At 70.8% G+C, this 23,082-nt stretch carries 16 protein-coding genes and 1 tRNA gene; 15 read left to right on the forward strand and 2 right to left on the reverse strand.

Annotated elements, in window-relative coordinates; all coding sequences use genetic code 11:
- The first annotated feature begins 134 nt into the window (after positions 1 to 134).
- From trpB to DEI85_RS07555, 7 genes are all read left to right on the forward strand, one after another.
- Positions 135 to 1,349 (forward strand): tryptophan synthase subunit beta, encoded by a 1,215-nt coding sequence (trpB, locus tag DEI85_RS07525; RefSeq protein ID WP_111090502.1) that lies wholly within the window; start codon positions 135 to 137, stop codon positions 1,347 to 1,349.
- Complete coding sequence (trpA, locus tag DEI85_RS07530) at positions 1,346 to 2,140, forward strand: tryptophan synthase subunit alpha (RefSeq protein ID WP_110858959.1); 795 nt, start codon at positions 1,346 to 1,348, stop codon at positions 2,138 to 2,140. The genes trpB and trpA overlap by 4 nt, the downstream gene beginning before the upstream one ends.
- A 96-nt stretch (positions 2,141 to 2,236) precedes the next feature.
- Positions 2,237 to 3,223 (forward strand): prolipoprotein diacylglyceryl transferase, encoded by a 987-nt coding sequence (lgt, locus tag DEI85_RS07535; protein WP_181419975.1) that lies wholly within the window; start codon positions 2,237 to 2,239, stop codon positions 3,221 to 3,223.
- Positions 3,224 to 3,444: 221 nt separating this feature from the next.
- Positions 3,445 to 8,049: a glutamate synthase large subunit gene (gene gltB / locus DEI85_RS07540; RefSeq protein WP_502868685.1), complete on the forward strand. Its 4,605-nt coding sequence runs from the start codon at positions 3,445 to 3,447 to the stop codon at positions 8,047 to 8,049.
- Positions 8,042 to 9,499 carry a glutamate synthase subunit beta gene (locus DEI85_RS07545; protein WP_110858958.1) on the forward strand — a complete coding sequence of 486 codons (1,458 nt, stop codon included), beginning with the start codon at positions 8,042 to 8,044 and terminating at the stop codon, positions 9,497 to 9,499. The genes gltB and DEI85_RS07545 overlap by 8 nt, the downstream gene beginning before the upstream one ends.
- A 140-nt stretch (positions 9,500 to 9,639) precedes the next feature.
- Positions 9,640 to 11,085 carry a pyruvate kinase gene (pyk, locus tag DEI85_RS07550; RefSeq protein WP_017887208.1) on the forward strand — a complete coding sequence of 482 codons (1,446 nt, stop codon included), beginning with the start codon at positions 9,640 to 9,642 and terminating at the stop codon, positions 11,083 to 11,085.
- Positions 11,086 to 11,215: 130 nt separating this feature from the next.
- Positions 11,216 to 12,310 carry a VIT1/CCC1 transporter family protein gene (locus tag DEI85_RS07555; RefSeq protein ID WP_111123654.1) on the forward strand — a complete coding sequence of 365 codons (1,095 nt, stop codon included), beginning with the start codon at positions 11,216 to 11,218 and terminating at the stop codon, positions 12,308 to 12,310.
- Positions 12,311 to 12,362: 52 nt separating this feature from the next.
- Here the strand turns inward: DEI85_RS07555 and DEI85_RS07560 are convergent, their stop codons facing one another.
- A complete protein-coding gene (locus DEI85_RS07560) occupies positions 12,363 to 12,902 on the reverse strand; it encodes an HdeD family acid-resistance protein (RefSeq protein ID WP_181419974.1) in 540 nt (179 codons plus the stop codon).
- A 151-nt stretch (positions 12,903 to 13,053) separates the two neighbouring features.
- On the opposite strand from DEI85_RS07560, the gene exaC reads away from it, so the two are divergent.
- From exaC to DEI85_RS07590, 6 genes are all read left to right on the forward strand, one after another.
- A complete protein-coding gene (gene exaC / locus DEI85_RS07565; RefSeq protein WP_111123655.1) occupies positions 13,054 to 14,595 on the forward strand; it encodes an acetaldehyde dehydrogenase ExaC in 1,542 nt (513 codons plus the stop codon).
- On the forward strand, positions 14,595 to 14,993 hold the full coding sequence (locus tag DEI85_RS07570; RefSeq protein ID WP_110858956.1) for a DUF779 domain-containing protein: 399 nt from the start codon (positions 14,595 to 14,597) through the stop codon (positions 14,991 to 14,993). Before exaC ends, DEI85_RS07570 begins: the two co-directional genes overlap by 1 nt.
- A 52-nt stretch (positions 14,994 to 15,045) precedes the next feature.
- A complete protein-coding gene (locus DEI85_RS07575) occupies positions 15,046 to 16,215 on the forward strand; it encodes a helix-turn-helix domain-containing protein (RefSeq protein ID WP_181436380.1) in 1,170 nt (389 codons plus the stop codon).
- A gap of 55 nt (positions 16,216 to 16,270) precedes the next feature.
- Positions 16,271 to 16,355: transfer RNA gene (locus DEI85_RS07580), tRNA-Leu, on the forward strand.
- A gap of 535 nt (positions 16,356 to 16,890) precedes the next feature.
- The gene (locus DEI85_RS07585; protein WP_017887240.1) at positions 16,891 to 17,496 is read left to right on the forward strand and encodes an ANTAR domain-containing response regulator; all 606 of its coding nucleotides are present in this window, start codon (positions 16,891 to 16,893) and stop codon (positions 17,494 to 17,496) included.
- Positions 17,497 to 17,604: 108 nt separating this feature from the next.
- On the forward strand, positions 17,605 to 18,075 hold the full coding sequence (locus tag DEI85_RS07590; protein ID WP_111123657.1) for a GNAT family N-acetyltransferase: 471 nt from the start codon (positions 17,605 to 17,607) through the stop codon (positions 18,073 to 18,075).
- A gap of 16 nt (positions 18,076 to 18,091) precedes the next feature.
- On the opposite strand, the gene DEI85_RS07595 is transcribed toward DEI85_RS07590, so the two are convergent.
- On the reverse strand, positions 18,092 to 18,460 hold the full coding sequence (locus tag DEI85_RS07595; RefSeq protein ID WP_051596794.1) for a PaaI family thioesterase: 369 nt from the start codon (positions 18,458 to 18,460) through the stop codon (positions 18,092 to 18,094).
- 128 nt (positions 18,461 to 18,588) lie between these two features.
- On the opposite strand from DEI85_RS07595, the gene polA reads away from it, so the two are divergent.
- Together polA and DEI85_RS07605 are read left to right on the forward strand one after the other, a co-directional pair.
- Positions 18,589 to 21,231 (forward strand): DNA polymerase I, encoded by a 2,643-nt coding sequence (polA, locus tag DEI85_RS07600; RefSeq protein WP_258378459.1) that lies wholly within the window; start codon positions 18,589 to 18,591, stop codon positions 21,229 to 21,231.
- Positions 21,232 to 21,281: 50 nt separating this feature from the next.
- Positions 21,282 to 22,961, forward strand: coding sequence for a DUF885 domain-containing protein (locus DEI85_RS07605; RefSeq protein ID WP_071244744.1), 1,680 nt, complete (start codon positions 21,282 to 21,284; stop codon positions 22,959 to 22,961).
- Positions 22,962 to 23,082: the final 121 nt, after the last annotated feature.

Raw genomic sequence — 23,082 nt, forward strand, 5'->3', positions numbered from 1 at the left:
GGCCCGATCCGCCCACGGTGCCGCCGAAGAGCGGCCTGACCCGCCAACGCATCGAGGCCGCCGACCGCGGCCGCACGTTCCACCCGTCCGACGCGGCCGACCGGCCGCGTCGGACTCGTCCCGGGAGACACATCGTGACCTCACTCCGCGACCTGCACGGCCCCTACTTCGGTGACTTCGGCGGACGCTTCGTCCCCGAGTCCCTCGTCCTCGCGCTCGACGAGCTCGAGGCCGCCTTCCGTCAGGCCTGGGCGGACCCGGCGTTCCGTGCGGAGCTCGACGAGCTGCAGCGTGACTACACCGGGCGCCCCTCGATCATCACCGAGGTGCCGCGGTTCGCGAAGCACGCCGGTGGTGCCCGGGTCATCCTGAAGCGCGAGGACCTGAACCACACCGGCTCCCACAAGATCAACAACGTCCTCGGCCAGGCCCTCGTCGCCCGTCGGCTCGGCAAGACCCGCCTGATCGCCGAGACCGGTGCCGGCCAGCACGGCGTCGCCACCGCGACCGCTGCCGCACTGTTCGGCATGGACTGCGTCGTCTACATGGGCGCTGTCGACACGGAGCGACAGGCCCTCAACGTCGCCCGGATGCGCCTGCTGGGCGCCGAGGTGATCCCCGTCGAGACCGGTTCGCGCACCCTGAAGGACGCCATCAACGACGCCCTGCGCGACTGGGTCGCCAACGTCGAGTCGACGCACTACCTGCTCGGCACGGTCGCCGGTCCGCACCCCTTCCCCGAGATGGTGCGCGAGTTCCACAAGGTCATCGGCGAGGAAGCGCGGCAGCAGGTCCTCGACCGCGTCGGGCGCCTGCCGGACGCCGTCGCGGCCTGCGTCGGCGGCGGTTCGAACGCGATGGGCATCTTCGAGGCGTTCCTCGACGACGAGTCCGTCGCGCTGCACGGCTTCGAGGCCGGCGGCGACGGCGTCGAGACCGGTCGCCACGCGGCGAGCATCACGCTCGGTCGCGAGGGCGTGCTGCAGGGCGCGAAGTCGTACCTGATGCAGGACGAGGACGGCCAGACGATCGAGAGCCACAGCATCTCCGCCGGACTCGACTACCCGAGCGTCGGACCGGAGCACGCGTACCTGGCGTCGATCGGCCGCGCGAAGTACCAGCCGATCACCGACACCGAGGCGATGGAGGCGTTCCGACTGCTGAGCCAGACCGAGGGCATCATCCCGGCGATCGAGTCGTCCCACGCCCTCGCCGGTGCGATGAAGCTCGGCAAGGAGCTCGGCCCCGAGGGCGTCGTGCTCGTGAACCTGTCCGGCCGGGGTGACAAGGACGTCGCGTCCGCCAGTCGCTACTTCGGCATCCTCGACGAGAACGCGGTGCAGCTGTGACCACGAACCGGACCGTCGCCACGACGATCGACACCGCCAACGCCGAGCGCGCCGGAGCCGTCGTCGGCTACCTGCCCGCCGGGTACCCGAACCTGCAGACCAGCGTCGACGCCGCCGTCGCCCTCGCCGAGAACGGCGTGGACGTCATCGAGTTCGGCCTGCCGTACTCCGACCCGGTGATGGACGGCCCCGTGATCCAGCGGGCGGCCGAGGAGAGCCTGGCGAACGGCTTCCGGGTCGCACAGGTCTTCGACGCCGTGCAGCAGATCACCGAGCGGGCCGACGTGCCGGTGCTCGTCATGACCTATTGGAACCCGGTGCTGCGCTACGGCGTGGACCGTTTCGCGGACGACCTCGTCGCCGCCGGTGCCGCCGGCCTGATCACGCCCGACCTCATCCCCGACGAGGCCTCCGCGTGGACCGAGGCCTCCGAGCGGACCGGGCTCGACCGGGTCTTCCTCGCCGCACCGTCCTCGTCCGACGAGCGCATGCGCCAGGCGGTCCAGGCCAGCCGTGGGTTCGTCTACGCCGTCTCCACGATGGGTGTGACCGGTGCACGGGCCGGGGTCGACGTCGCCGCTCGCACGGTGGTGTCGCGCCTGCGCGACGCCGGGGTCGAGCGCACTTGCGTGGGTCTCGGGATCTCGACGGCCGAGCAGGTCGGCGAGGTGCTCGAGTACGCCGACGGTGCCATCGTCGGGTCCGCGTTCGTCCGCGCGCTGGCCGACCTCGGTGTGCAGGGTGTGGCCGACCGTGCCGCCGACCTCTCCACCGGCGCCCGCCGCCGCTAGTCCAGTTCCTGTCGGGCCCGCGACCCGCGCTACAGTGAGCGAGGCCGACGCCACGTCGACCGCGCCCCGTCAGTTCCGAAAGGCGACAGCACCTCCATGCCCCTCCTGAGCATCCCGAGCCCGAGCACCGCCTGGCAGTACTTCGACCTGACCGCCTGGCTCCGCGACGCGTTCGGCTGGTCGCTGCCCCTCGACTTCCGCATCCACGCGTACGCGATCTGCATCCTGATCGGGATCGTGGCCGCGGTCGTCCTGGCGAACCGCCGACTCAACGCCCGCGGCGTCGAGCGCTGGATCATCATCGACATCGCGATCTGGGCCGTGCCCGCCGGCATCATCGGCGGTCGCCTCTTCCACGTGTTCACCCACGTGTCCGACTACTTCGGCCCCGGCATCGACCCGCTGTCCTTCCTGTACATCTGGGAGGGCGGGCTCGCCATCTTCGGCGCGCTCATCCTCGGGTCGGTCGGCGCGTGGATCGGCTGCCGCCAGGTGGGCCTGCGGTTCACGTCGTTCATCGACGCCGTCGTGCCGGGCGTCCTGCTCGCGCAGGCCTTCGGCCGCCTGGGCAACTACTTCAACCAGGAGCTCTTCGGCATGCCGACGAGCCTGCCCTGGGGCCTCGAGATCGACTCGAGCAACGCCGCGTTCCCGAAGGGCCTGCCCGAGGGCACGCTGTTCCACCCGACGTTCCTGTACGAGATCATCTGGAACGTCCTCGGTGTCGTCGTCATCCTGTTCCTGGCGCGCAAGTTCACGCTGCAGTGGGGCAAGGTCCTCGGTCTGTACCTGATCTGGTACGGCGCAGGACGCTCGGTGCTCGAGTCCATCCGCGTCGACACGAGCGAGACCTTCTTCGGTGTCCGCACCAACGTGTGGGTGGCCCTCGCCGCGGTCGTCATCGGCATCCTGATCTTCGTGGTGCAGAGCCGTCGGCACACCGGCAAGGAGCCGAGCCCGTACCTGCCGGGGCGCGAGCCCCGTCCGAGGTCCGTTGTAGACTCGGACGACACCTTCTCGGAGCACGACGACGACGCAGCAGACGGCGTCACGAGCGACGATCCGGTCACGACCACTCGCTGATCGCGTCGCGGAGACACCCCCTCCCGACCACCACCGGTGACGCGCAGCAGCACCACCAGCAGCACCAGACGGCCCCCGCCACAAGCGGGGCCCAGCAACCTCGCCGGCCGGCAGGGCAACTCACTGACGGCGGGCACGGGCACCAGTCCCGCCCGCTCGGGCGGAACGCACCACCGGGCCACCGCTGTCCCTGTTCCACTTCCTCGTGAGGACGGTTCCCCATGGCGCTCCAGCCAACCCAGCCCTCGGCACCGACGAGCCTCGTGCCGCCGCACCGCCGCTTCTCCGCGATCCCGGACGCCACGGGCATGTACGACCCGGCGAACGAGAAGGACGCATGCGGGCTCGCGATGGTCGCGACCCTGCGCGGCACGCCCGGTCACGACATCGTCGACGCGGCGCTCGGTGCGCTCCGGAACCTCGAGCACCGCGGTGCCGTGGGCTCCGACGCGGGCACCGGTGACGGCGCGGGCATCCTGTGCCAGGTGCCCGACGAGTTCCTGCGGGCCGTCGTGCCCTTCGAGCTGCCGGCAGCGGGGGAGTACGCCGTCGGCACCGCCTACCTGCCCCTGGACGACGACGCGCGCCACGCGGTGAAGGGCGCCGTCGAGCGGCTCGCCCGCGAAGAGGGCCTGAAGGTCCTCGGGTGGCGCGAGGTCCCGGTGCGCCCGGAGGTCCTCGGCACGCTGGCCCGTGCCGCGATGCCGGCGTTCGAACAGCTCTTCGTCGCCTCCATCCGGCACGACCTGCACGGTGCCTCGTGGAGCGGCATCGCGCTGGACCGCCAGGCCTTCCGGCTCCGCAAGCGCGCCGAGCACGACAACGACCTGTACTTCATGTCGCTGTCGAGCCGCACCATGGTCTACAAGGGCATGGTCACGACGCTGCAGCTCGAACCGTTCTACCCGGACCTCAGCGACGAGCGCTTCGCCTCGAAGCTCGCGATCGTGCACTCGCGCTACTCCACCAACACGTTCCCGTCGTGGCCGCTCGCGCAGCCGTTCCGGACGATCGCCCACAACGGCGAGATCAACACGGTGCGCGGCAACCGCAACTGGATGCGCGCCCGCCAGTCGCAGCTCGAGAGCGAACTGCTCGGCGACATGGCCCCGCTGCTGCCCATCGTGAGCCCGGGGGCGAGCGACTCGGCCTCGTTCGACGAGGTCCTCGAGCTGCTGACCCTGACCGGCCGGACCCTGCCGCACGCCGTGTCGATGATGGTTCCCGAGGCATGGGAGAACCAGGTCGGGATGGACCCGGACCTCCGCGCGTTCTACGAGTACCACTCGATGCTCATGGAGCCGTGGGACGGCCCCGCCGCGATCACCTTCACCGACGGCTCGCTCGTCGGCGCCACCCTCGACCGCAACGGCCTGCGCCCCGGACGCTTCCTGGTCACGGACGACGGCCTCATCGTGATGGGCTCCGAGACCGGGGTCATCGACGTGCCGGCCGCCAAGGTCGTGCGCAAGGGGCGTCTGCGTCCGGGCCGGATGTTCCTGGTGGACACCGAGGCCGGTCGCATCATCGAGGACGACGAGGTCAAGCGCGAGCTCGCCGCCTCGGGTCCCTGGGGCGACTGGCTCGAAGCCGGCCGCATCAACCTCAACGACCTGCCGGAGCGCGAGCACATCGTGCACACCCCGGCCTCGGTCACCCGTCGTCAGCGCGCGTTCGGATACACCGAAGAAGAGGTCAGGATCCTGCTGCGCCCGATGGCGGCAGCGGGAGCCGAACCGCTCGGTGCGATGGGCTCGGACACCCCGATCGCCGTGCTGTCGGAGCGTCCGCGCCTGCTCTTCGACTACTTCACGCAGCAGTTCGCGCAGGTGACCAACCCGCCGCTCGACTCGATCCGCGAGCAGGTCATCACCTCGATGGGGATGGGGCTCGGTCCGGAGCGCAACCTGCTCTCCGCCGGTCCCGAGCACGCGAAGCAGATCACGCTCGACTTCCCGGTGATCGACAACGACCAGCTCGCCAAGGTGCAGCACTTCGAGACCGAGTCGGGTCGCCACCTGACCGTCACGATCAAGGGCCTGTACCGCGTCGACGCCGGCAAGAAGGCGATGCAGAAGCGCATCGCTGCCGTGTGCGACGAGGTCGACGCCGCGATCGAGTCCGGCAAGCAGTTCATCGTGCTGTCCGACCGCGACGGCAACTCCGAGCAGGCACCGGTGCCGAGCCTCCTGCTCCTCGCCGCGGTCCACCACCACCTGATCCGCACCGAACAGCGCATGAAGGTCGGGCTCATCGTCGAGGCCGGCGACGTGCGTGAGGTCCACCACGTGGCGACCCTCATCGGGTACGGCGCCTCGGCGATCAACCCGTACCTGGCGATGGAGACCTGCGAGAACCTGGTGCGCGCCGGCATGATCCCCGGGATCACCCCGGAGCAGGCCGTCAAGAACGTCATCAAGGCGCTCGGCAAGGGCGTGCTGAAGATCATGTCGAAGATGGGCATCTCCACGGTGTCCAGCTACGCCGGTGCGCAGGCGTTCGAGGCCGTCGGGCTCAGCCAGGAGTTCGTCGACAAGTACTTCACGGGCACCTCGTCGATCCTGGGCGGCGTCGACATCGACGTCATCGCCAAGGAGAACGCCGAGCGGCACGCCCAGGCGTACCCGCAGGACGGCGCGGTGCTCTCCCACGAGCGACTGCAGATCGGCGGCGAGTACCAGTGGCGCCGTCAGGGCCCGCCGCACCTGTTCAACCCGGACACGGTGTTCCGCCTGCAGCACGCCACGCGTGCTCGCCGGTACGACATCTTCCGCGAGTACTCGAGCGCCGTGGACGACCAGTCCGAGCAGCTCATGACGCTCCGCGGGCTGTTCCGCTTCAAGCAGGGCACGCGGAAGCCCATCGCGCTCGACGAGGTCGAGTCGATCGAGTCGATCGTCAAGCGGTTCAACACCGGTGCGATGTCCTACGGGTCCATCTCGAAGGAAGCCCACGAGACGCTCGCCATCGCGATGAACCGACTCGGCGGTCGCTCGAACACGGGCGAGGGCGGCGAGGACGTCGACCGGCTGCTCGACCCCGAGCGCCGCAGCGCGATCAAGCAGGTCGCCTCCGGCCGCTTCGGCGTGACGAGCATGTACCTCACGCACGCCACCGACATCCAGCTCAAGATGGCGCAGGGTGCGAAGCCCGGCGAGGGCGGTCAGCTGCCCCCGGCGAAGGTCTACCCGTGGGTGGCACGCACCCGGCACGCCACCGCGGGCGTCGGCCTCATCTCGCCGCCGCCGCACCACGACATCTACTCCATCGAGGACCTCAAGCAGCTGATCTTCGACGTCAAGCGGGCCAACCCGGCCGCCCGCGTCCACGTGAAGCTCGTGAGCCAGTCCGGCATCGGTGCCGTCGCGGCCGGCGTGACGAAGGCCCTGGCCGACGTCGTGCTCGTGTCCGGCCACGACGGCGGCACCGGCGCGAGCCCGCTGAACTCGCTCAAGCACGCCGGCACCCCGTGGGAGATCGGCCTGGCCGAGACCCAGCAGACGCTCATGCTGAACGGCATGCGCGACCGCGTCGTCGTGCAGGTGGACGGGCAGATGAAGACCGGGCGCGACGTCGTCGTGGCCGCGTTGCTCGGTGCCGAGGAGTACGGCTTCGCGACCGCCCCGCTCGTGGTCGAGGGCTGCATCCTGATGCGGGTCTGTCACCTGGACACCTGCCCGGTCGGCGTCGCCACGCAGAACCCCGAGCTCCGCAAGCGGTTCTCCGGCAAGCCCGAGTTCGTCGTGAACTTCTTCGAGTTCATCGCGCAAGAGGTGCGCGAGCTCCTCGCCGAGCTCGGCTTCCGCAGCCTCGACGAGGCCATCGGGCAGACCGACGTGCTCGACGTCGACCGTGCCGTCGAGCACTGGAAGGCCTCAGGGCTCGACCTCGCGCCGGTGCTCAAGGGACCGCACTTCGACGACGCCGAACCGCGCCGCCACCACCGCGAGCAGGACCACGAGCTGGACCAGCACTTCGACGTGCAGCTCATCCAGCAGACCGCGGACGTGCTCGACCACGGCGGTTCGATCGCGCTCGACCTGCCCATCCGCAACACCGAGCGCGCCGTCGGCACCATGCTCGGCCACCAGGTGACCCTGCGACACGGCGAACACGGTCTGCCGAACGGTTCGATCGACGTGACGCTGCGCGGTTCCGCCGGGCAGTCGCTCGGCGCGTTCCTGCCGGCGGGCATCACGCTGCGGCTGATCGGCGACAGCAACGACTACGTCGGCAAGGGGCTCTCCGGCGGCCAGATCGTCGTCCGCCCCGACGCCGGCTCGGGCTTCGACCCCGCCGAGAACGTCATCGCCGGCAACGTCATCGGGTACGGCGCCACCCAGGGCAGCATGTTCATCCGCGGCATCGTGGGCGAGCGGTTCCTGGTGCGGAACTCCGGTGCCACGGCCGTCGTCGAGGGCGTGGGCGACCACGCGCTCGAGTACATGACGGGCGGGCTCGCGCTCATCCTCGGCGAGACCGGCCGGAACCTCGGTGCCGGCATGTCCGGTGGCACGGCGTACGTCCGTGGGCTCCGCGAGGAGCACGTGAACACCGACGCCCTGGCGTCCGGCGAACTCCGGCTCGAGGCGCTCGACAGCGCCGACGTCGAGATCGTCACCGACCTGCTCACCCGGCACGCCGACGAGACGGGGTCGACGCTCGCGTCCGACCTGCTGGCGTCCGGAGACCTGAGCGACTTCGTCAAGGTGCTGCCGCGCGACTACGCGGCGGTGCTCGAGACGCGCAGACAGGCCGTCGACGAGGGGCTCGACCCCGACGGTGACATCGTTTGGAACAGGATCATGGAGGTGACCGGTGGCTGACCCCAAGGGATTCCTGAAGGTCCAGGAACGCGAACTCCCGCCCCGGCGACCCGTGCCCGTGCGGCTCATGGACTGGAAAGAGGTCTACGAGCAGCAGGAGTCCGGTGTCCTGAAGCGCCAGGCCGGCCGCTGCATGGACTGCGGCGTGCCGTTCTGCCACCAGGGCTGCCCGCTCGGCAACCTGATCCCGGAGTGGAACGACCTGACCTGGCGCGGTGAGGGCCGACAGGCGATCGAGCGCCTGCACGAGACGAACAACTTCCCGGAGTTCACGGGTCGGCTCTGCCCCGCCCCGTGCGAGTCGTCGTGCGTGCTCGGCATCAACCAGCCCCCGGTGACGATCAAGCAGGTCGAGGTCTCGATCATCGACCAGGCGTTCCAGAACGGCTGGGTCACGCCGCACCCGCCGGAGCGCCTGACGGGCAAGACCGTCGCCGTCGTGGGCTCCGGCCCCGCCGGACTCGCCGCCGCGCAGCAGCTCACGCGTGCCGGCCACACGGTCGCCGTCTACGAGCGGGACGACCGCATCGGCGGCCTGCTCCGCTACGGCATCCCGGACTTCAAGATGGAGAAGCGCCAGATCGACGCGCGCCTCGCCCAGATGCAGGCCGAGGGCACCCGGTTCCGTGCCGGGGTCGAGATCGGCAGGGACATCACCTGGGACGACCTGAAGTCACGCTACGACGCGGTCGTCGTCGCCACCGGTGCCACGGTGCCGCGCGACCTGCCGATCCCGGGGCGCGACCTCGAGGGCGTGCACTTCGCCATGGACTACCTGGTCCAGCAGAACAAGGCGAACGCGGGCACGACGGTCGACAACCAGATCACGGCCGAGGGCAAGCACGTCGTCGTCATCGGCGGCGGCGACACCGGCGCGGACTGCATCGGCACCGCCCACCGCCAGGGCGCGTTGAGCGTGACGAACCTGGCGATCGGCAAGCAGCCGCCGCTCGAGCGTCCGTCCGACCAGCCGTGGCCGATGTTCCCGACCGTGTTCGAGATCACGAGCGCCCACGAAGAGGGCGGCGAGCGGCACTTCCTCGCCTCCACCGTCGAGTTCCTGTCGAACGACGCCGGCGAGGTCCGCGCGCTGCGGGTCGCCGAGACCGAGTACCTCGACGGCCGACGGGTCCCGAAGGCGGGCAGCGAGCGGGAGATCCCGGCCGACCTCGTCCTCATCGCGATGGGCTTCACCGGCCCCGAGTCGGACACGATCGAGCCGCAGCTCGGTCTGCCGACCACGGTCTCCGGGGCGCTCGACCGCCGTGCCGACTACGCGACCAACGAGGCCGGCGTGTTCGTCGCCGGCGACGCGGGTCGTGGGCAGTCGCTCATCGTGTGGGCGATCGCCGAGGGCCGTGCCGCGGCCGCCCAGGTCGACGAGTACCTCGAGGGCTCCACGATCCTGCCGGCACCGGTCAAGGCGACCGACCGGGCGATCTCCGTCTGATGTCGGCGATCCACCAGATGCTCACGCTCCCGTGAGCGCGAGGCCACCAGCACTCGGTAGGGTGCTGGTGGCCTCGCTTCGTTCCGCGCGGCCCCACAGCGCGGAAACCCAAGCTCCATCCACCACCACGAAGGAATCCATTGAGACGCGCAAAGATCGTTTCGACGCTCGGACCGGCAACGTCGGACTACGAGACCGTCAAGGAGATCATCGAAGCGGGCGTCGACGTCGCCCGCCTCAACCTCAGCCACGGTGACTACAGCGTCCACGAGGCCAACTACGTCAACGTCCGTCGTGCCGCCGAAGAACTCGGCAAGCCCGTCGCGATCCTCGTCGACCTGCAGGGTCCGAAGATCCGTCTGGCACGGTTCGCCGACGGCCCGCACGACCTGGCGGTCGGTGACATCTTCACCATCACGACCGAGGACGTCCCGGGCTCGAAGGAGATCTGCGGCACGACGTTCAAGGGCCTGCCGCAGGACGTCAAGCCCGGCGACCCGCTGCTCATCGACGACGGCCGTGTCCGCCTCCGTGTCCTCGACACCGACGGCGTGCGGGTCCGCACCGAGGTCGTCGTCCCCGGCACGGTGTCCAACAACAAGGGCATCAACCTGCCCGGTGTCGCCGTCAACGTCCCCGCGCTGAGCGAGAAGGACGAGGCCGACCTGCGCTGGGCGATCCGCCAGGGCGCCGACCTCATCGCGCTGTCGTTCGTGCGCAACGCGAGCGACGTCGTGCGTGCCCACGAGATCATGGACGAAGAGGGCAAGCGCCTGCCGGTCATCGCCAAGGTCGAGAAGCCCCAGGCCGTCGACGCGCTCGAGGAGATCATCGACGCCTTCGACAGCATCATGGTCGCCCGCGGTGACCTCGGCGTCGAGCTCCCGCTCGAGGCCGTCCCGATCGTGCAGAAGCGCGCCGTCGAGCTGTCCCGCCGCATGGCGAAGCCGGTCATCGTCGCGACGCAGATGCTCGAGTCGATGATCTCGTCGCCGATCCCCACCCGCGCCGAGACGTCCGACGTCGCCAACGCCGTCCTCGACGGTGCCGACGCGGTCATGCTGTCCGGTGAGACGAGCGTCGGTGAGTACCCGGTGCAGACCGTCCGCACCATGGCCCGCATCGTCGAGTCCACCGAGGACCACGGTCTCGAGCGCATCGCCCCGCTCGGCACCAAGCCGCGCACCCTCGGCGGAGCGATCACCCTCGCCGCCGTCGAGATCGCCGAGTTCACCGAGGCGTCGTACCTCTGCGTCTTCACGGAGTCCGGCGACTCGGCCCGCCGAATGTCGCGCCTGCGCCACGGTCTGCCGATCATCGCCTTCACCCCGAACGAGGCCACGCGCCGCCGGATGGCCCTCACGTGGGGTGTCCGTTCGTTCCTGGTGGAGCGGAAGACCCACACCGACGAGCTCTTCTCGCAGGTGGACGACGTCCTCCTCGAGAACGGCCTGGCCGCCCCCGGCGACCGCGTCATCGTGACGGCCGGGTCCCCTCCCGGCATCGAGGGCTCGACGAACGACCTGCGCGTGCACCGGGTGGGCGACGCCCACGCCGAGGCCGCGCCGGCGTACGTCCGGGACTGATCCCGAGGCTCCGTCGCCACCAGGGCGCGGACTGGAGGCCCGGTGCGAGCAGCGCCGACCGCTTCCGGTCCGCGCCCTGCCGCGTCTCCACGGCCCTGGTGGTGACCGGACGTCGGCCGCAGGCGGCAGGATGGTCGCTGTGAGCCTCCGATCCGACACCCCGGCGCCGCGCGGCGACGTCCGCCGCTGGCGTCGCTACCTGGCCGACGAACGTGCCGAGGCGGCCGTGTACCGCAACCTCGCTGCCCGCCGTTCCGGCGAGGAGCGCGAGATCCTCGCCGCGCTGGCCGAGGCCGAGGGACGGCACGCCGACCACTGGCTCGACCTGCTCGGCGACGACGTCGGACGGCCGCAGCGGGGGAGCCTGCGCACCCGGGTGCTCGCCGTGCTGGCCAAGCGGTTCGGGTCGGTCTTCGTCCTCGCGCTCATGCAGCGCGCCGAGGACCGCTCGCCGTACGCCGACGACTCGGACGCGACCGCGCGGATGGCCGCCGACGAGCGGATCCACGGCGAGGTCGTGCGCGGGCTCGCGAACCGCGGGCGGATGCGGCTGTCCGGCACGTTCCGGGCGGCGGTGTTCGGCGCGAACGACGGCCTGGTGTCCAACCTGGCGCTCATCATCGGCATCAGCGCCTCGGGGGCCGACCGGCACTTCGTGCTGCTGAGCGGCATCGCCGGCCTGCTGGCCGGTGCGTTGTCGATGGGGGCGGGGGAGTACGTCTCCGTCCGGTCGCAGCGCGAACTGCTCGAGGCGTCCGCGCCCCATCCCGAGGCCGGCAGGGCGGTGTCGGACCTCGACGTCGACGCGAACGAGCTCGCCCTGGTCTACCGGGCGCGCGGGATGTCCGAGGCCGAGGCGACCGAGCACGCTGCGCAGGTGCTGTCCGGCATCGGTGAGCGGCGGCCGGCGACCGGTTCCACCGCGGTCGCCGACGACCACGAGGCGGTCGGCACCGGGCTGAGCGCCGCGGTGTCGAGCTTCTGCTTCTTCGCCTCGGGCGCGATCATCCCGGTGCTGCCGTTCCTGTTCGGCATGCAGGGGTGGCCGGCCATCGCGGTGGCCGGCGGGCTGGTGGGCATCGCCCTGCTCGGCACCGGTGCCGTCGTCGGCGTGCTGAGCGGAGCGTCTCCCGGCAAGCGGGCCTTCCGGCAGCTCGCCATCGGGTTCGGTGCGGCGATCGTCACCTACGCACTCGGGCTGCTCTTCGGCACCGGGTCGGCCTAGCGGCGGACGGCAGGGGCGCCGCGGTCGAGCAGCGGACGGCGGCGCTCGGCGGCTAGCGGCGGACGGCAGCGCGCGGCGGCAGGAGCAGCAGGGCCGCGGCCCCGACGACGATGAGCGCGATGCCGGCGAAGACCATGAAGACGGTCAGCGCGAGTCCGGGCGCGACGAGCACGACGATGCCCCCGATGATGGACAGCACGCCGCTGACGATCGTCGGGACGCGTGACGATCCCGGGTGGCCGACGAAGCCGCCGACGATCGCGGCGACCCCCTCGATCAGGAACCCGACCCCGGCGAGCACGGCGTAGACGACGAGCGGGATCGCCGGGTCGAGCAGCGTCACGAGCCCCGCGACCGCGACCAGACCGCCGACGATGCCGGACGTCCACCGCCACACCGGCCGGGTGCCGTGGCCCCGCACCGCGGCGAAGACGCGCAGTGCCCCGGCCACGACGAGGTACACGCCGAACAGCAGCGCCACGAGCACGAGCGACGGGCGGGGCCAGACGATGGCCACGATGCCCAGTGCGATGGCGACGACCGCGGTGACGACGACGAACACCCGGAACGTCCTGACTGCACGAGAATCCACGAGCGCTCCTCCCTGATCGCCAGCGCTGGTGTCCAGAACGCTACCCGTCCGAGCCCCGGGCCGTGCAACGACCTGCAACCCCCGCGGTCGTACCGTGCGGAGCAGGCGCGCGACCCGTGCGCCCCGACAGCGTCGTCGAAAGGGCACCACCATGACCATCGCACCCTCGCCCACCAGCTACGCCGCACCCGGCGAGCCCGGCTCCCTGGTCGAGTACCGATCCCGGTACGACCACTTCATCGGCGGCGAGTACGTGCCGTCCGCCAGCGGGCAGTACTTCGAGAACCCGACGCCCGTCACGGGCAAGGTGTTCACCGAGGTGGCCCGCGGCGACTCGACGGACGTCGACCGCGCCGTCGCCGCCGCCTGGAAGGCGTTCCCGGCCTGGGGCCGGACGAGCGCGGCCGAGCGCGCTGTCATTCTCAACAAGATCGCGGACCGCATGGAGGAGCACCTCGAGGTGCTCGCCGTCGCCGAGACGTGGGAGAACGGCAAGCCGATCCGCGAGACCCTCGGCGCGGACATCCCGCTCGCGATCGACCACTTCCGGTACTTCGCCGGGGCGATCCGTGCGCAGGAGGGGTCCGCCGGCGAGATCGACCACGACACCGTGGCCTACCACTTCCACGAACCGCTCGGCGTCGTCGGGCAGATCATCCCGTGGAACTTCCCGATCCTGATGGCGGTCTGGAAGCTCGCCCCGGCCCTCGCCGCCGGCAACTGCGTCGTGCTGAAGCCCGCCGAGCAGACCCCGGCGTCCATCCACGTGCTCGTCGAGCTCATCCGCGACCTGCTGCCCGCCGGGGTGCTCAACGTCGTCAACGGCTTCGGCATCGAGGTCGGCGCACCGCTCGCGCAGCACCCGGACATCCGGAAGATCGCCTTCACGGGGGAGACCACCACCGGGCGGCTGATCATGCAGTACGCCTCGCAGAGCCTCATCCCGGTGACGCTCGAGCTCGGCGGCAAGAGCCCGAACGTGTTCTTCCCCGACGTGGCGGCCGAGAAGGACTCCTTCTACGACAAGGCGCTCGAGGGCTTCACGTTCTTCAACCTGAACCAGGGCGAGGTCTGCACGTGTCCGTCCCGGGCACTGGTGGCGGAGGAGATCTACGACGGGTTCGTCGCCGACGGCCTGGAACGCGTCCGTGCCGTCAAGCAGGGGCACCCCCTCGACCTGTCCACGATGATCGGCGCCCAGGCGTCGAACGACCAGCTCGAGAAGATCCTGAGCTACATCGACATCGGCAAGCAGGAGGGTGCGACGCTCCTGACCGGGGGTGAACGCGCGGACCTGGGCGGTGAACTCTCGGGCGGCTACTACGTCACCCCGACGGTGTTCGAGGGCGACAACTCGATGCGGATCTTCCAGGAGGAGATCTTCGGGCCCGTGCTCGCCCTGACGTCCTTCAGCGGCTACGACGACGCGATCGCCACGGCCAACGACACCCTGTACGGGCTCGGCGCCGGGGTGTGGAGCCGTGACGTCACGACCCTGTACCGCGCCGGACGTGACATCCAGGCCGGGCGGGTGTGGTCGAACACCTACCACCAGTACCCGGCGGGTGCGGCCTTCGGCGGCTACAAGCAGTCCGGCATCGGGCGCGAGAACCACAAGATGATGCTCGACCACTACCAGCAGACGAAGAACCTGCTCGTCTCCTACGCCGACGGGCCGATGGGCTTCTTCTGATGCCCGACACGGCACGCGTCGCGGCGACCCCGGCGGCGGGGGAGCTCCTGCGCACCCTCACCACCCGGCACGGCCCGCTGATGTTCCACCAGTCCGGCGGCTGCTGCGACGGCTCGAGCCCGATGTGCTACCCCGTCGGCATGTTCCGGACCGGCCCGGGGGACGTCCTGCTCGGCGCGTTGCAGGTCGACGGGCTGGACCCGGTCGAGGTCTACATGTCGGTGTCGCAGTTCCAGTACTGGAAGTACACGCACCTGACGATCGACGTCGTCGACGGCCGGGGCGGCGGGTTCTCGGTCGAGGTCCCCGAGGGCAAACGGTTCCTCACCCGCTCGCGGATGTTCGACGACGCCGAGCTCGCCGATCTCGGCCTGGTCCCGCGGGTGGCCCGGACGTAGGCTGATGGCGCGCGTCGCGACGGAGCGGCGGGTGGGGTCGATCGGAGGACGCATGCGCGCACCCGGTCGGCTCCGCCCGCTCGTCGCCGCGTCGTGGCAGCGGTCCGCCCGGGTCGACCCCGACGCCGCCCCGGTCCTCGCCCTCGGCGACGACGAACTCGATGCCGTCCGGCACGACGGCCCCCTCGCCACCCTGCTGCCGGTGGTCCGTCGGCTGCTGCTCGACGACTCCCGCTCGGCCGGGTGCGTCGTCGCCGTCGCGGACGCCGCGGGTCGTCTCGTCTGGGTCGACGGTGCCCGCTCCACGCGTCGCGCCGCCGAGGACATGGGCTTCGTCCCCGGAGCCGACTGGTCGGAGGACCGCATCGGCACCAGTGCGCCCGGCACGGCACTGCGCCTGGACCGTGCGGTGCAGATCCGCTCCGATGAGCACTACGCGAACGCCGTCAAGCCCTTCTCGTGCACGGCCGTCCCGGTGCACGACGCGAGCGGCGCCACCGTCGGGGTGCTCGACCTGACGGGCGACGACCGCGCAGTCGAACGGCACACGCTTTCGCTGCTCGCCGCCACGGTCGCCGCCGCCGAGGCCCAGCTCGCCCTGGCCGCGGTCCGCCCACCGGTGCGGACACCCGGCGTGCCGTCGGCCGAGCTGACCGTGCTCGGTACCGACACCGCCGTGCTCCGGATCGCCGACCGCCGGGTCGAGCTGTCCGCCCGGCACTCCGAACTGCTCGTCGTGCTCGCCGCGCACCCCGCCGGCCTCGCGGCGACCGACCTCGCCGCCGCCGTCTACGGAGACCCGGGCTCGGTCGTCACCCTGCGCGCCGAGGTCGTCCGGCTGCGCCGGGTCCTCGCGCAGCACGCCCCGGACGTGACCGTGACGTCGCGGCCGTACCGGGTGACCGGGGTCCGGACCGACGTCGACGGCGTGCTGTCCGCGCTCGAACGCGGGGCGCGCCTCCAGGCCGTCGACCGGTACGCCGGACCGGTCCTGCCGGGCTCCGCCGCACCCGGCGTCGACGCTGTCCGTGACCTGGTGCGGCTGCGGTTCCGCGAGTCGGTCGTCGCCGACGGCGGCGTCGACGCCCTGCTCGCGTGGGCGCGCACCCCGGACGGTGCGACCGACGCGCTCGTGCTCCGCGCGCTGCTCGCGGTGCTGCCGCGGCGGTCGCCGCGACGGGCTGGTCTGGTGGCGGCGATCGAGGCGCTCGAGGGCTCCTGAGACGGTCGACGACGGGCCGGGAGGCGCGGGTCGGGCTGGTAGTGTTGGCCTCCTCGCGAGTGTGGTGGAATCGGCAGACACGGGGCACTCAAAATGCTCTGCCTCACGGCGTGCGGGTTCAAGTCCCGCCACTCGTACCAAGATGCTCACGGCGTGCGGGGCAGCACCGATCCGCGTCCCGCCACTCGTACCAAGATGCTCACGGCGTGCGGGGCAGCACCGATCCGCGTCCCGCCACTCGTCCCAAGATGCTCACGGCGTGCGGGGCAGCACCGATTCGCGTCCCGCCACTCGTACCAAGATGCTCACGGCGTGCGGGGCAGTACCGATCCGCGTCCCGCCACTCGTACCAAGAAGCTCACGGCGTGCGGGGCAGCACCGATCCGCGTCCCGCCACTCGTACCAAGATGCTCACGGCGAGCGGGGCAGTACCGATCCGCGTCCCGCCACTCGTACCAAGATGCTCACGGCGAGCGGGGCAGCACCGATCCGCGTCCCGCCACTCGTACCAAGATGCTCACGGCGAGCGGGGCAGCACCGATCCGCGTCCCGCCACTCGTCCCAAGAAGCTCACGGCGTGCGGGGCAGTACCGATCCGCGTCCCGCCACTCGTACCAAGCATCGTTCTGCGTGGTCTGGGATACGGCACTTCCGTCGTCTAGTAGGCTTTCGCCCGTGAGTGACACAGAAGCAACAGCACCAGCACCCCGTCGCGTCGTCGTCGCCGAGGACGAGTCGCTCATCCGCCTCGACATCGTGGAGATCCTCCGCGACAACGGGTTCGACGTGGTCGGTGAAGCCGGTGACGGTGAGACCGCCGTCCAGCTCGCGACCGACCTCCGCCCCGACCTCGTCGTGATGGACGTCAAGATGCCCCAGCTCGACGGCATCTCCGCAGCCGAGAAACTGTCCAAGAACCACATCGCGCCCGTCGTCCTGCTGACCGCGTTCAGCCAGAAGGACCTCGTCGAGCGTGCCACCGAGGCCGGCGCGCTGGCCTACGTGGTCAAGCCCTTCACCCCGAACGACCTGCTCCCCGCGATCGAGATCGCCCTCTCGCGGTACCAGCAGATCATCACGCTCGAGGCCGAGGTCGCCGACCTCGTCGAGCGCTTCGAGACCCGCAAGCTCGTCGACCGCGCCAAGGGCCTGCTGAACGAGAAGATGGGCCTCACCGAGCCCGAGGCGTTCCGCTGGATCCAGAAGGCCTCGATGGACCGCCGCCTGACCATGCACGACGTCGCGAAGGCGATCATCGAGCAGCTCAGCGCCAAGAAGTAGTCCAGCGCTCCACCGTCGCTCACGGAACGCCGCCGGCCCCCTGGGGTCGGCGGCGTTCCTGCGTCCGGGGGCGGGGCGTGTGTCGCGACCACCTGGCAGGCTGGAGGCATGGACGACGTGGTGATCCGGGCCTCCCGGCCTGACGACATGCCGCCGGTGGCCGACCTGCGGTGGCGGTGGAGCGTGGACGAGGGCGGCGCTCATCCGGTGGTGAGCGTGGAGGCGTACCGCGATGCCATGACGGCGTTCGCCGCCGACCACGCGGAGTCGCACCGGTGCGTCGTCGCGGAGCGGGACGGTGTCGTGCTCGGCATGGCGTGGCTCGGGCTCGTCGCGCGACCGCCGCTGCCGGACCGGCCGGGGCGCCGGCTGACCGCCGACGTGCAGACGGTCTACGTGCACCCGGAGCTGCGAGGTTCCGGCGTCGCCGGACGGCTCGTCACGGCCCTGCTCCAGGTCGCCGACGAACTCGGCGTGGAGCGGACGTCGGTGCACTCGAGCGTGGACGGCGAGCGGCTCTACCGGCGGCTCGGGTTCGGCGACGCCCGCCTGCTGCTGCAGCGGCCGCCGGAGGACTGAGCCGTCGGTCCGTCGGTCAGCGACGCTCGCGGATCATGTTCGTGATCCGGACGGTGGAGCACCGGCGACCCTGGTCGTCGGTCAGGACGATCTCGTGGGTGGTGAGCGTGCCGCCCAGGTGGATGGCGGTGCACGTGCCCGTGACGATGCCGCTCGTGGCGCTGCGGGAGTGAGAGGCGCTGAGCTCGATGCCGACGGCGTAGCGGCCGGGCCCGGCGTGCACGTTGGCGGCCATCGAACCGAGGCTCTCCGCGAGGACGACGTAGGCGCCGCCGTGCAGCAGGCCGACCGGCTGGCGGTTGCCCTCGACGGGGATCGAACCGACCGCCCGCTCGGCCGAGAGCTCGGTGATGACCATGCCCATCTTCTCGGCCAGCTCGCCCATGCCGCGTTCGTCGAGGCGGGGATCGATCGTGGTCGATGTGGTGTCGTCGGTCACGGTCTGCGTCGACCTTCCGTGTCAGCGGGCGTCGGTAGGCTGTCCGGGTGTCGGACTCCGCAAAGCCTACCCTCATGGTCATCGACGGCCACTCGCTCGCCTTCCGGGCCTTCTACGCGCTGCCGGTCGACAGCTTCGTGAACCGCGAGGGGCAGCACACCAACGCGATCCACGGCTTCATCTCGATGCTGCTGATGCTCCTGCAGCGCGAGAAGCCCACCCACCTGGCGGTGGCGTTCGACATCTCCCGGTTCTCGTTCCGCACGCGTGAGTACGCCGAGTACAAGGGCACCCGCTCCGAGACCCCGGCCGAGTTCAAGGGACAGATCCCGCTCCTGCAGCAGGCGCTCGAGGCGATGGGCATAACCACCGTCACGAAAGAGGACTACGAGGCCGACGACATCCTCGCGACCCTCTCCAAGCAGGGTGCCGACCAGGGCTTCAAGGTCTACGTGGTCTCCGGCGACCGCGACTCGATCCAGCTCGTCAACGACGACGTCACCCTGCTCTACCCGTCGGTCCGCGGTGTCTCCGAACTCACCCGCTACGACCGCGACAAGGTCTACGAGCGGTACGGCATCGAGCCCCACCAGTACCCGGACATCGCCGCCCTCGTCGGCGAGACCAGCGACAACCTGATCGGCATCGACAAGGTCGGCGAGAAGACCGCGGTCAAGTGGGTGACCCAGTACGGGTCGCTCGACGGCGTCCTCGAGCACGCCGACGAGATCAAGGGCGTCGTCGGCAACAACCTGCGCGAGCAGCAGGACCGGGCGATCCGGAACCGCCGGCTCAACCGCCTGGTCACCGACGTCGAGCTGCCCGTCGGTCCCGCCGACGTCGCGCTCCGCCCGGTCGACGAGACCGCGGTGCGCGAGCTCTTCGCCAAGTTGCAGTTCCGCACGCTGCTCGACCGCGTCTTCAAGGTGGCCGGGTCGGGCGATCCCGCCGAGCCGGCGGCCGAGGGCACCGTCACCGACGGCGCGCCGACCCCGCCGCCCGTCAAGACCCTGATCGACGAAGAGCTCGGCTACTGGCTCGAGCGCCGCAACGCGACCGAGGCGGCGAACGGCTACGGCGTCGCGGTCGAGGTCATCGACGGACGCCTCAGCGCCATCGGCATCGCGACGCACGACGACGCCGTGCTGGTGCCGGGCGGCAGCGGCGCGAAGGACTACGAGCAGCTCTCGGCCTGGTTCGCCTCCGACGCCCCGAAGCACTTCCACGACGCCAAGGCGGCGATCAAGGCGCTCGGCACCGCCGGCTTCGTCGTGAACGGCATCGCCGGCGACGCCCGGATCATGGGGTGGCTCGCGCAGCCCGGCAAGCAGGGGCAGCCACTGTCGGACCTCGTCTACCAGGAGCTCGGCGAAGAACTGCCGACGGCTGACCCCAACCAGCTGGTCCCCGAGACCGACCCGGTCAACGTCGGGGTGCACGCGTGGTTCGTGCTCCGCGTCACCACGGCCCTGCGCGCCCGGATCGACGCGTCCTCGCTGCGGGTCCTCGACGACATCGAGCTGCCGCTCGTGTCGGTGCTGGCCGGCATGGAGACCATCGGTGTCGGCATCGACCGCCCGGTGCTCACCGGCCTGTCGAAGGAACTGGGGGAGCGCGCCGCCGAGCTCGCGCAGCAGGCCTTCGCCGAGATCGGGCACGAGGTCAACCTCGGGTCGCCGAAGCAGCTGCAGGAAGTCCTGTTCACCGAGCTCGCGATGCCGAAGACCCGCAAGACCAAGACCGGGTTCTCGACCGACGCCGCAAGCCTGGCCGACCTGCAGGAACAGCACCCGCACCCGTTCCTCGGGCTCCTGCTGCAGCACCGCGACGCCACGAAGCTCCGGCAGATCGTCGACACGCTCGACGCCGCCGTGGTCGACGGGCGCATCCACACCCGCTACGAGCAGACCGGTACGAGCACGGGCAGGGTCTCGTCGACCGACCCGAACCTGCAGAACATCCCGGTGAAGACGGCCGTCGGTCGCCGGATCCGGTCGGCGTTCGCGGTCGCTGAGCCGTACACGACGCTCGTGACCGCCGACTACTCGCAGATCGAGATGCGGATCATGGCGCACCTCTCCGGCGACCCGGGGCTCATCCAGGCCTTCAACGAGGGCGAGGACCTGCACCGCTTCGTCGGCGCCCGGGTGTTCGGCGTCGACCCGTCCGAGGTCTCCAACGAGATGCGCACGAAGGTCAAGGCGATGTCCTACGGCCTGGCCTACGGGTTGAGTGCCTTCGGTCTGTCGAAGCAGCTGCGCATCGAGCAGTCCGAGGCCCGCACCCTGATGACCGAGTACTTCGCCCGCTTCGGTGCGGTGCGCGACTACCTGCGCAACGTCGTCGAGCAGGCACGCGAGGACGGCTACACCGAGACGATCTTCGGTCGCCGTCGTCCGTTCCCCGACCTGAAGAGCCCGAACCGGGTCCTGCGTGAGAACGCCGAACGCGCCGCGCTGAACGCCCCGATCCAGGGTTCGGCCGCCGACATCATCAAGATCGCGATGCTCGGGGTCGCCGACGACCTGCGCGAGGGCGAGCTCCAGTCCCACCTGCTGCTCCAGGTGCACGACGAGCTCATCCTCGAGGTCGCGCCCGGTGAGCAGGAGCGTGTGGAGGAGATCCTCCGCACCCGGATGGGCAGCGCCGCCGAGCTGAGCGTCCCGCTCGACGTCTCGGTCGGCGTGGGGCCGAACTGGGAGAGCGCCGCCCACTGACCCGGGCGGCCCGGGGGTCCTGTCGACCCGCGGGTCGGTAGGGTCGGGGCATGAGCGAAGAGCGTCCTGTCCGCCAGCCGTCCGCCGTCGACCGCGTCGCCGAGGACTGGGTCACCACCCTCGTCGACCTCGACCCGACGACCGCCACGTACATCGGCGTCCCGGGGCGCACGGGGGAGTACGGCGACACCTCGCCCGCCGGTGCCGCCGCGATGGCCGAGGCGGCGCGCGGTGCGAAGCGTGCGCTCGACGCCGCTCCAGCCGTCGACTCCGTGGACCAGGTGACGAAGGCCGACCTCGGCGCCGAGCTGGACCTGGTGCAGGAGTCGTACGAGCGCAAGCTGCACCTCCGCGACCTCAACGTCATCGCGAGCCCGGCGCAGTCGGTCCGCGAGATCATCGACCTGATGCCGACCGCGACCGAGGGCGACTGGCAGGACATCGCGAGCCGGCTGCACGCGCTGCCGGACGCCCTCGAGGGCATCCGCGAGACCCTGCTCGAGGGCACCCGCGAAGACGTCACCCCGGCCAAGCGCCAGGTCGCCCTGGTCGCCGAGCAGGCAGCGCGGAACGGCGCCGAGGACGGCTTCTTCGCGCGCCTCGCCGAAGGTGCCGCGTTCGACGACGGTTCGCCGGTGCCGGACACGCTCCGCGCCGAGCTCACCCGCGGAGCCCAGGTCGCCTCGGCCGCGTACCGCTCGCTCGGGCAGTTCCTGGAGCACGAGCTGCTGCCGCTCGCCACCCCCGTGGACGCCGTCGGTCGCGAGGCCTACGAGCTGCACTCGCGCCGGTTCCTCGGTGCGGTCGTCGACCTCGACGAGACGTACGAGTGGGGCCTCGAGGAACTCGCGCGCATGCGGGACGAGCAGGAGCGCATCGCCGACCGCATCGAGTCCGGCGCGAGCGTTGCCCGGGCGATCGAGGTGCTCGACACCGATCCGTCCCGGATCCTGCACGGAACCGACGCGTTGCAGCGGTGGATGCAGGAGACGAGTGACGCGTCGATCGCCGCGATGGCCGGGACCTACTTCGACATCCCGGACCCGATCCGTCGGCTGGAGTGCCGGATCGCCCCCACGCAGGAGGGCGGCATCTACTACAGCGGCCCCTCCGACGACTTCTCCCGTGCCGGACGCATGTGGTGGTCCGTGCCCGAGGGTGTCACCGAGTTCGGCACCTGGCGCGAGAAGACGACGGTCTACCACGAGGGCGTCCCCGGACACCACCTGCAGATCAGCCAGGGCGTCTACAACCGCGGTGAGCTGAACACCTGGCGCCGGCAGCTGTCCGGGTCCTCCGGACACGTCGAGGGCTGGGCCCTGTACGCCGAGCGGCTGATGGAGCAGCTCGGGTTCCTCGACGACGACGGCGACCGGCTCGGCATGCTCGACGGGCAGCGGATGCGTGCGGCCCGCGTCGTCCTCGACATCGGCGTGCACCTGCAGAAGACGAACCCCGACGGAGGCGGCTGGACGTGGGAGTACGCGCTCGACTTCATGGGGCAGAACGTCAACATGGACCCGGCGTTCGTCCGGTTCGAGGTCGCCCGGTACTTCGGGTGGCCGGGGCAGGCACCCTCGTACAAGGTCGGCCAGCGCGTCTGGGAGTCCATCCGCGACGAGGTCGCCGCGCGCGAGGGAGCCGACTTCGACCTGAAGGCGTTCCACCACCGGGCGCTCTCGCTCGGCAGCATCGGCCTCGACACCCTCCGGACCGCGCTGGTCGGGTGACGCGCCGTCGACACGCCCGGTTGTGGGGCCTCCGCCGGTGCGGTTAGACTTGTGCGGCGCAATCCGCGCCACTCAATCAATCGCCACGGCGGTGCACCACGGGGGCCGAGTCCCCGCACGC

The organism is Curtobacterium sp. MCBD17_026 (genome assembly GCF_003234895.2).
Taxonomy (GTDB): Bacteria; Actinomycetota; Actinomycetes; order Actinomycetales; family Microbacteriaceae; genus Curtobacterium; species Curtobacterium flaccumfaciens.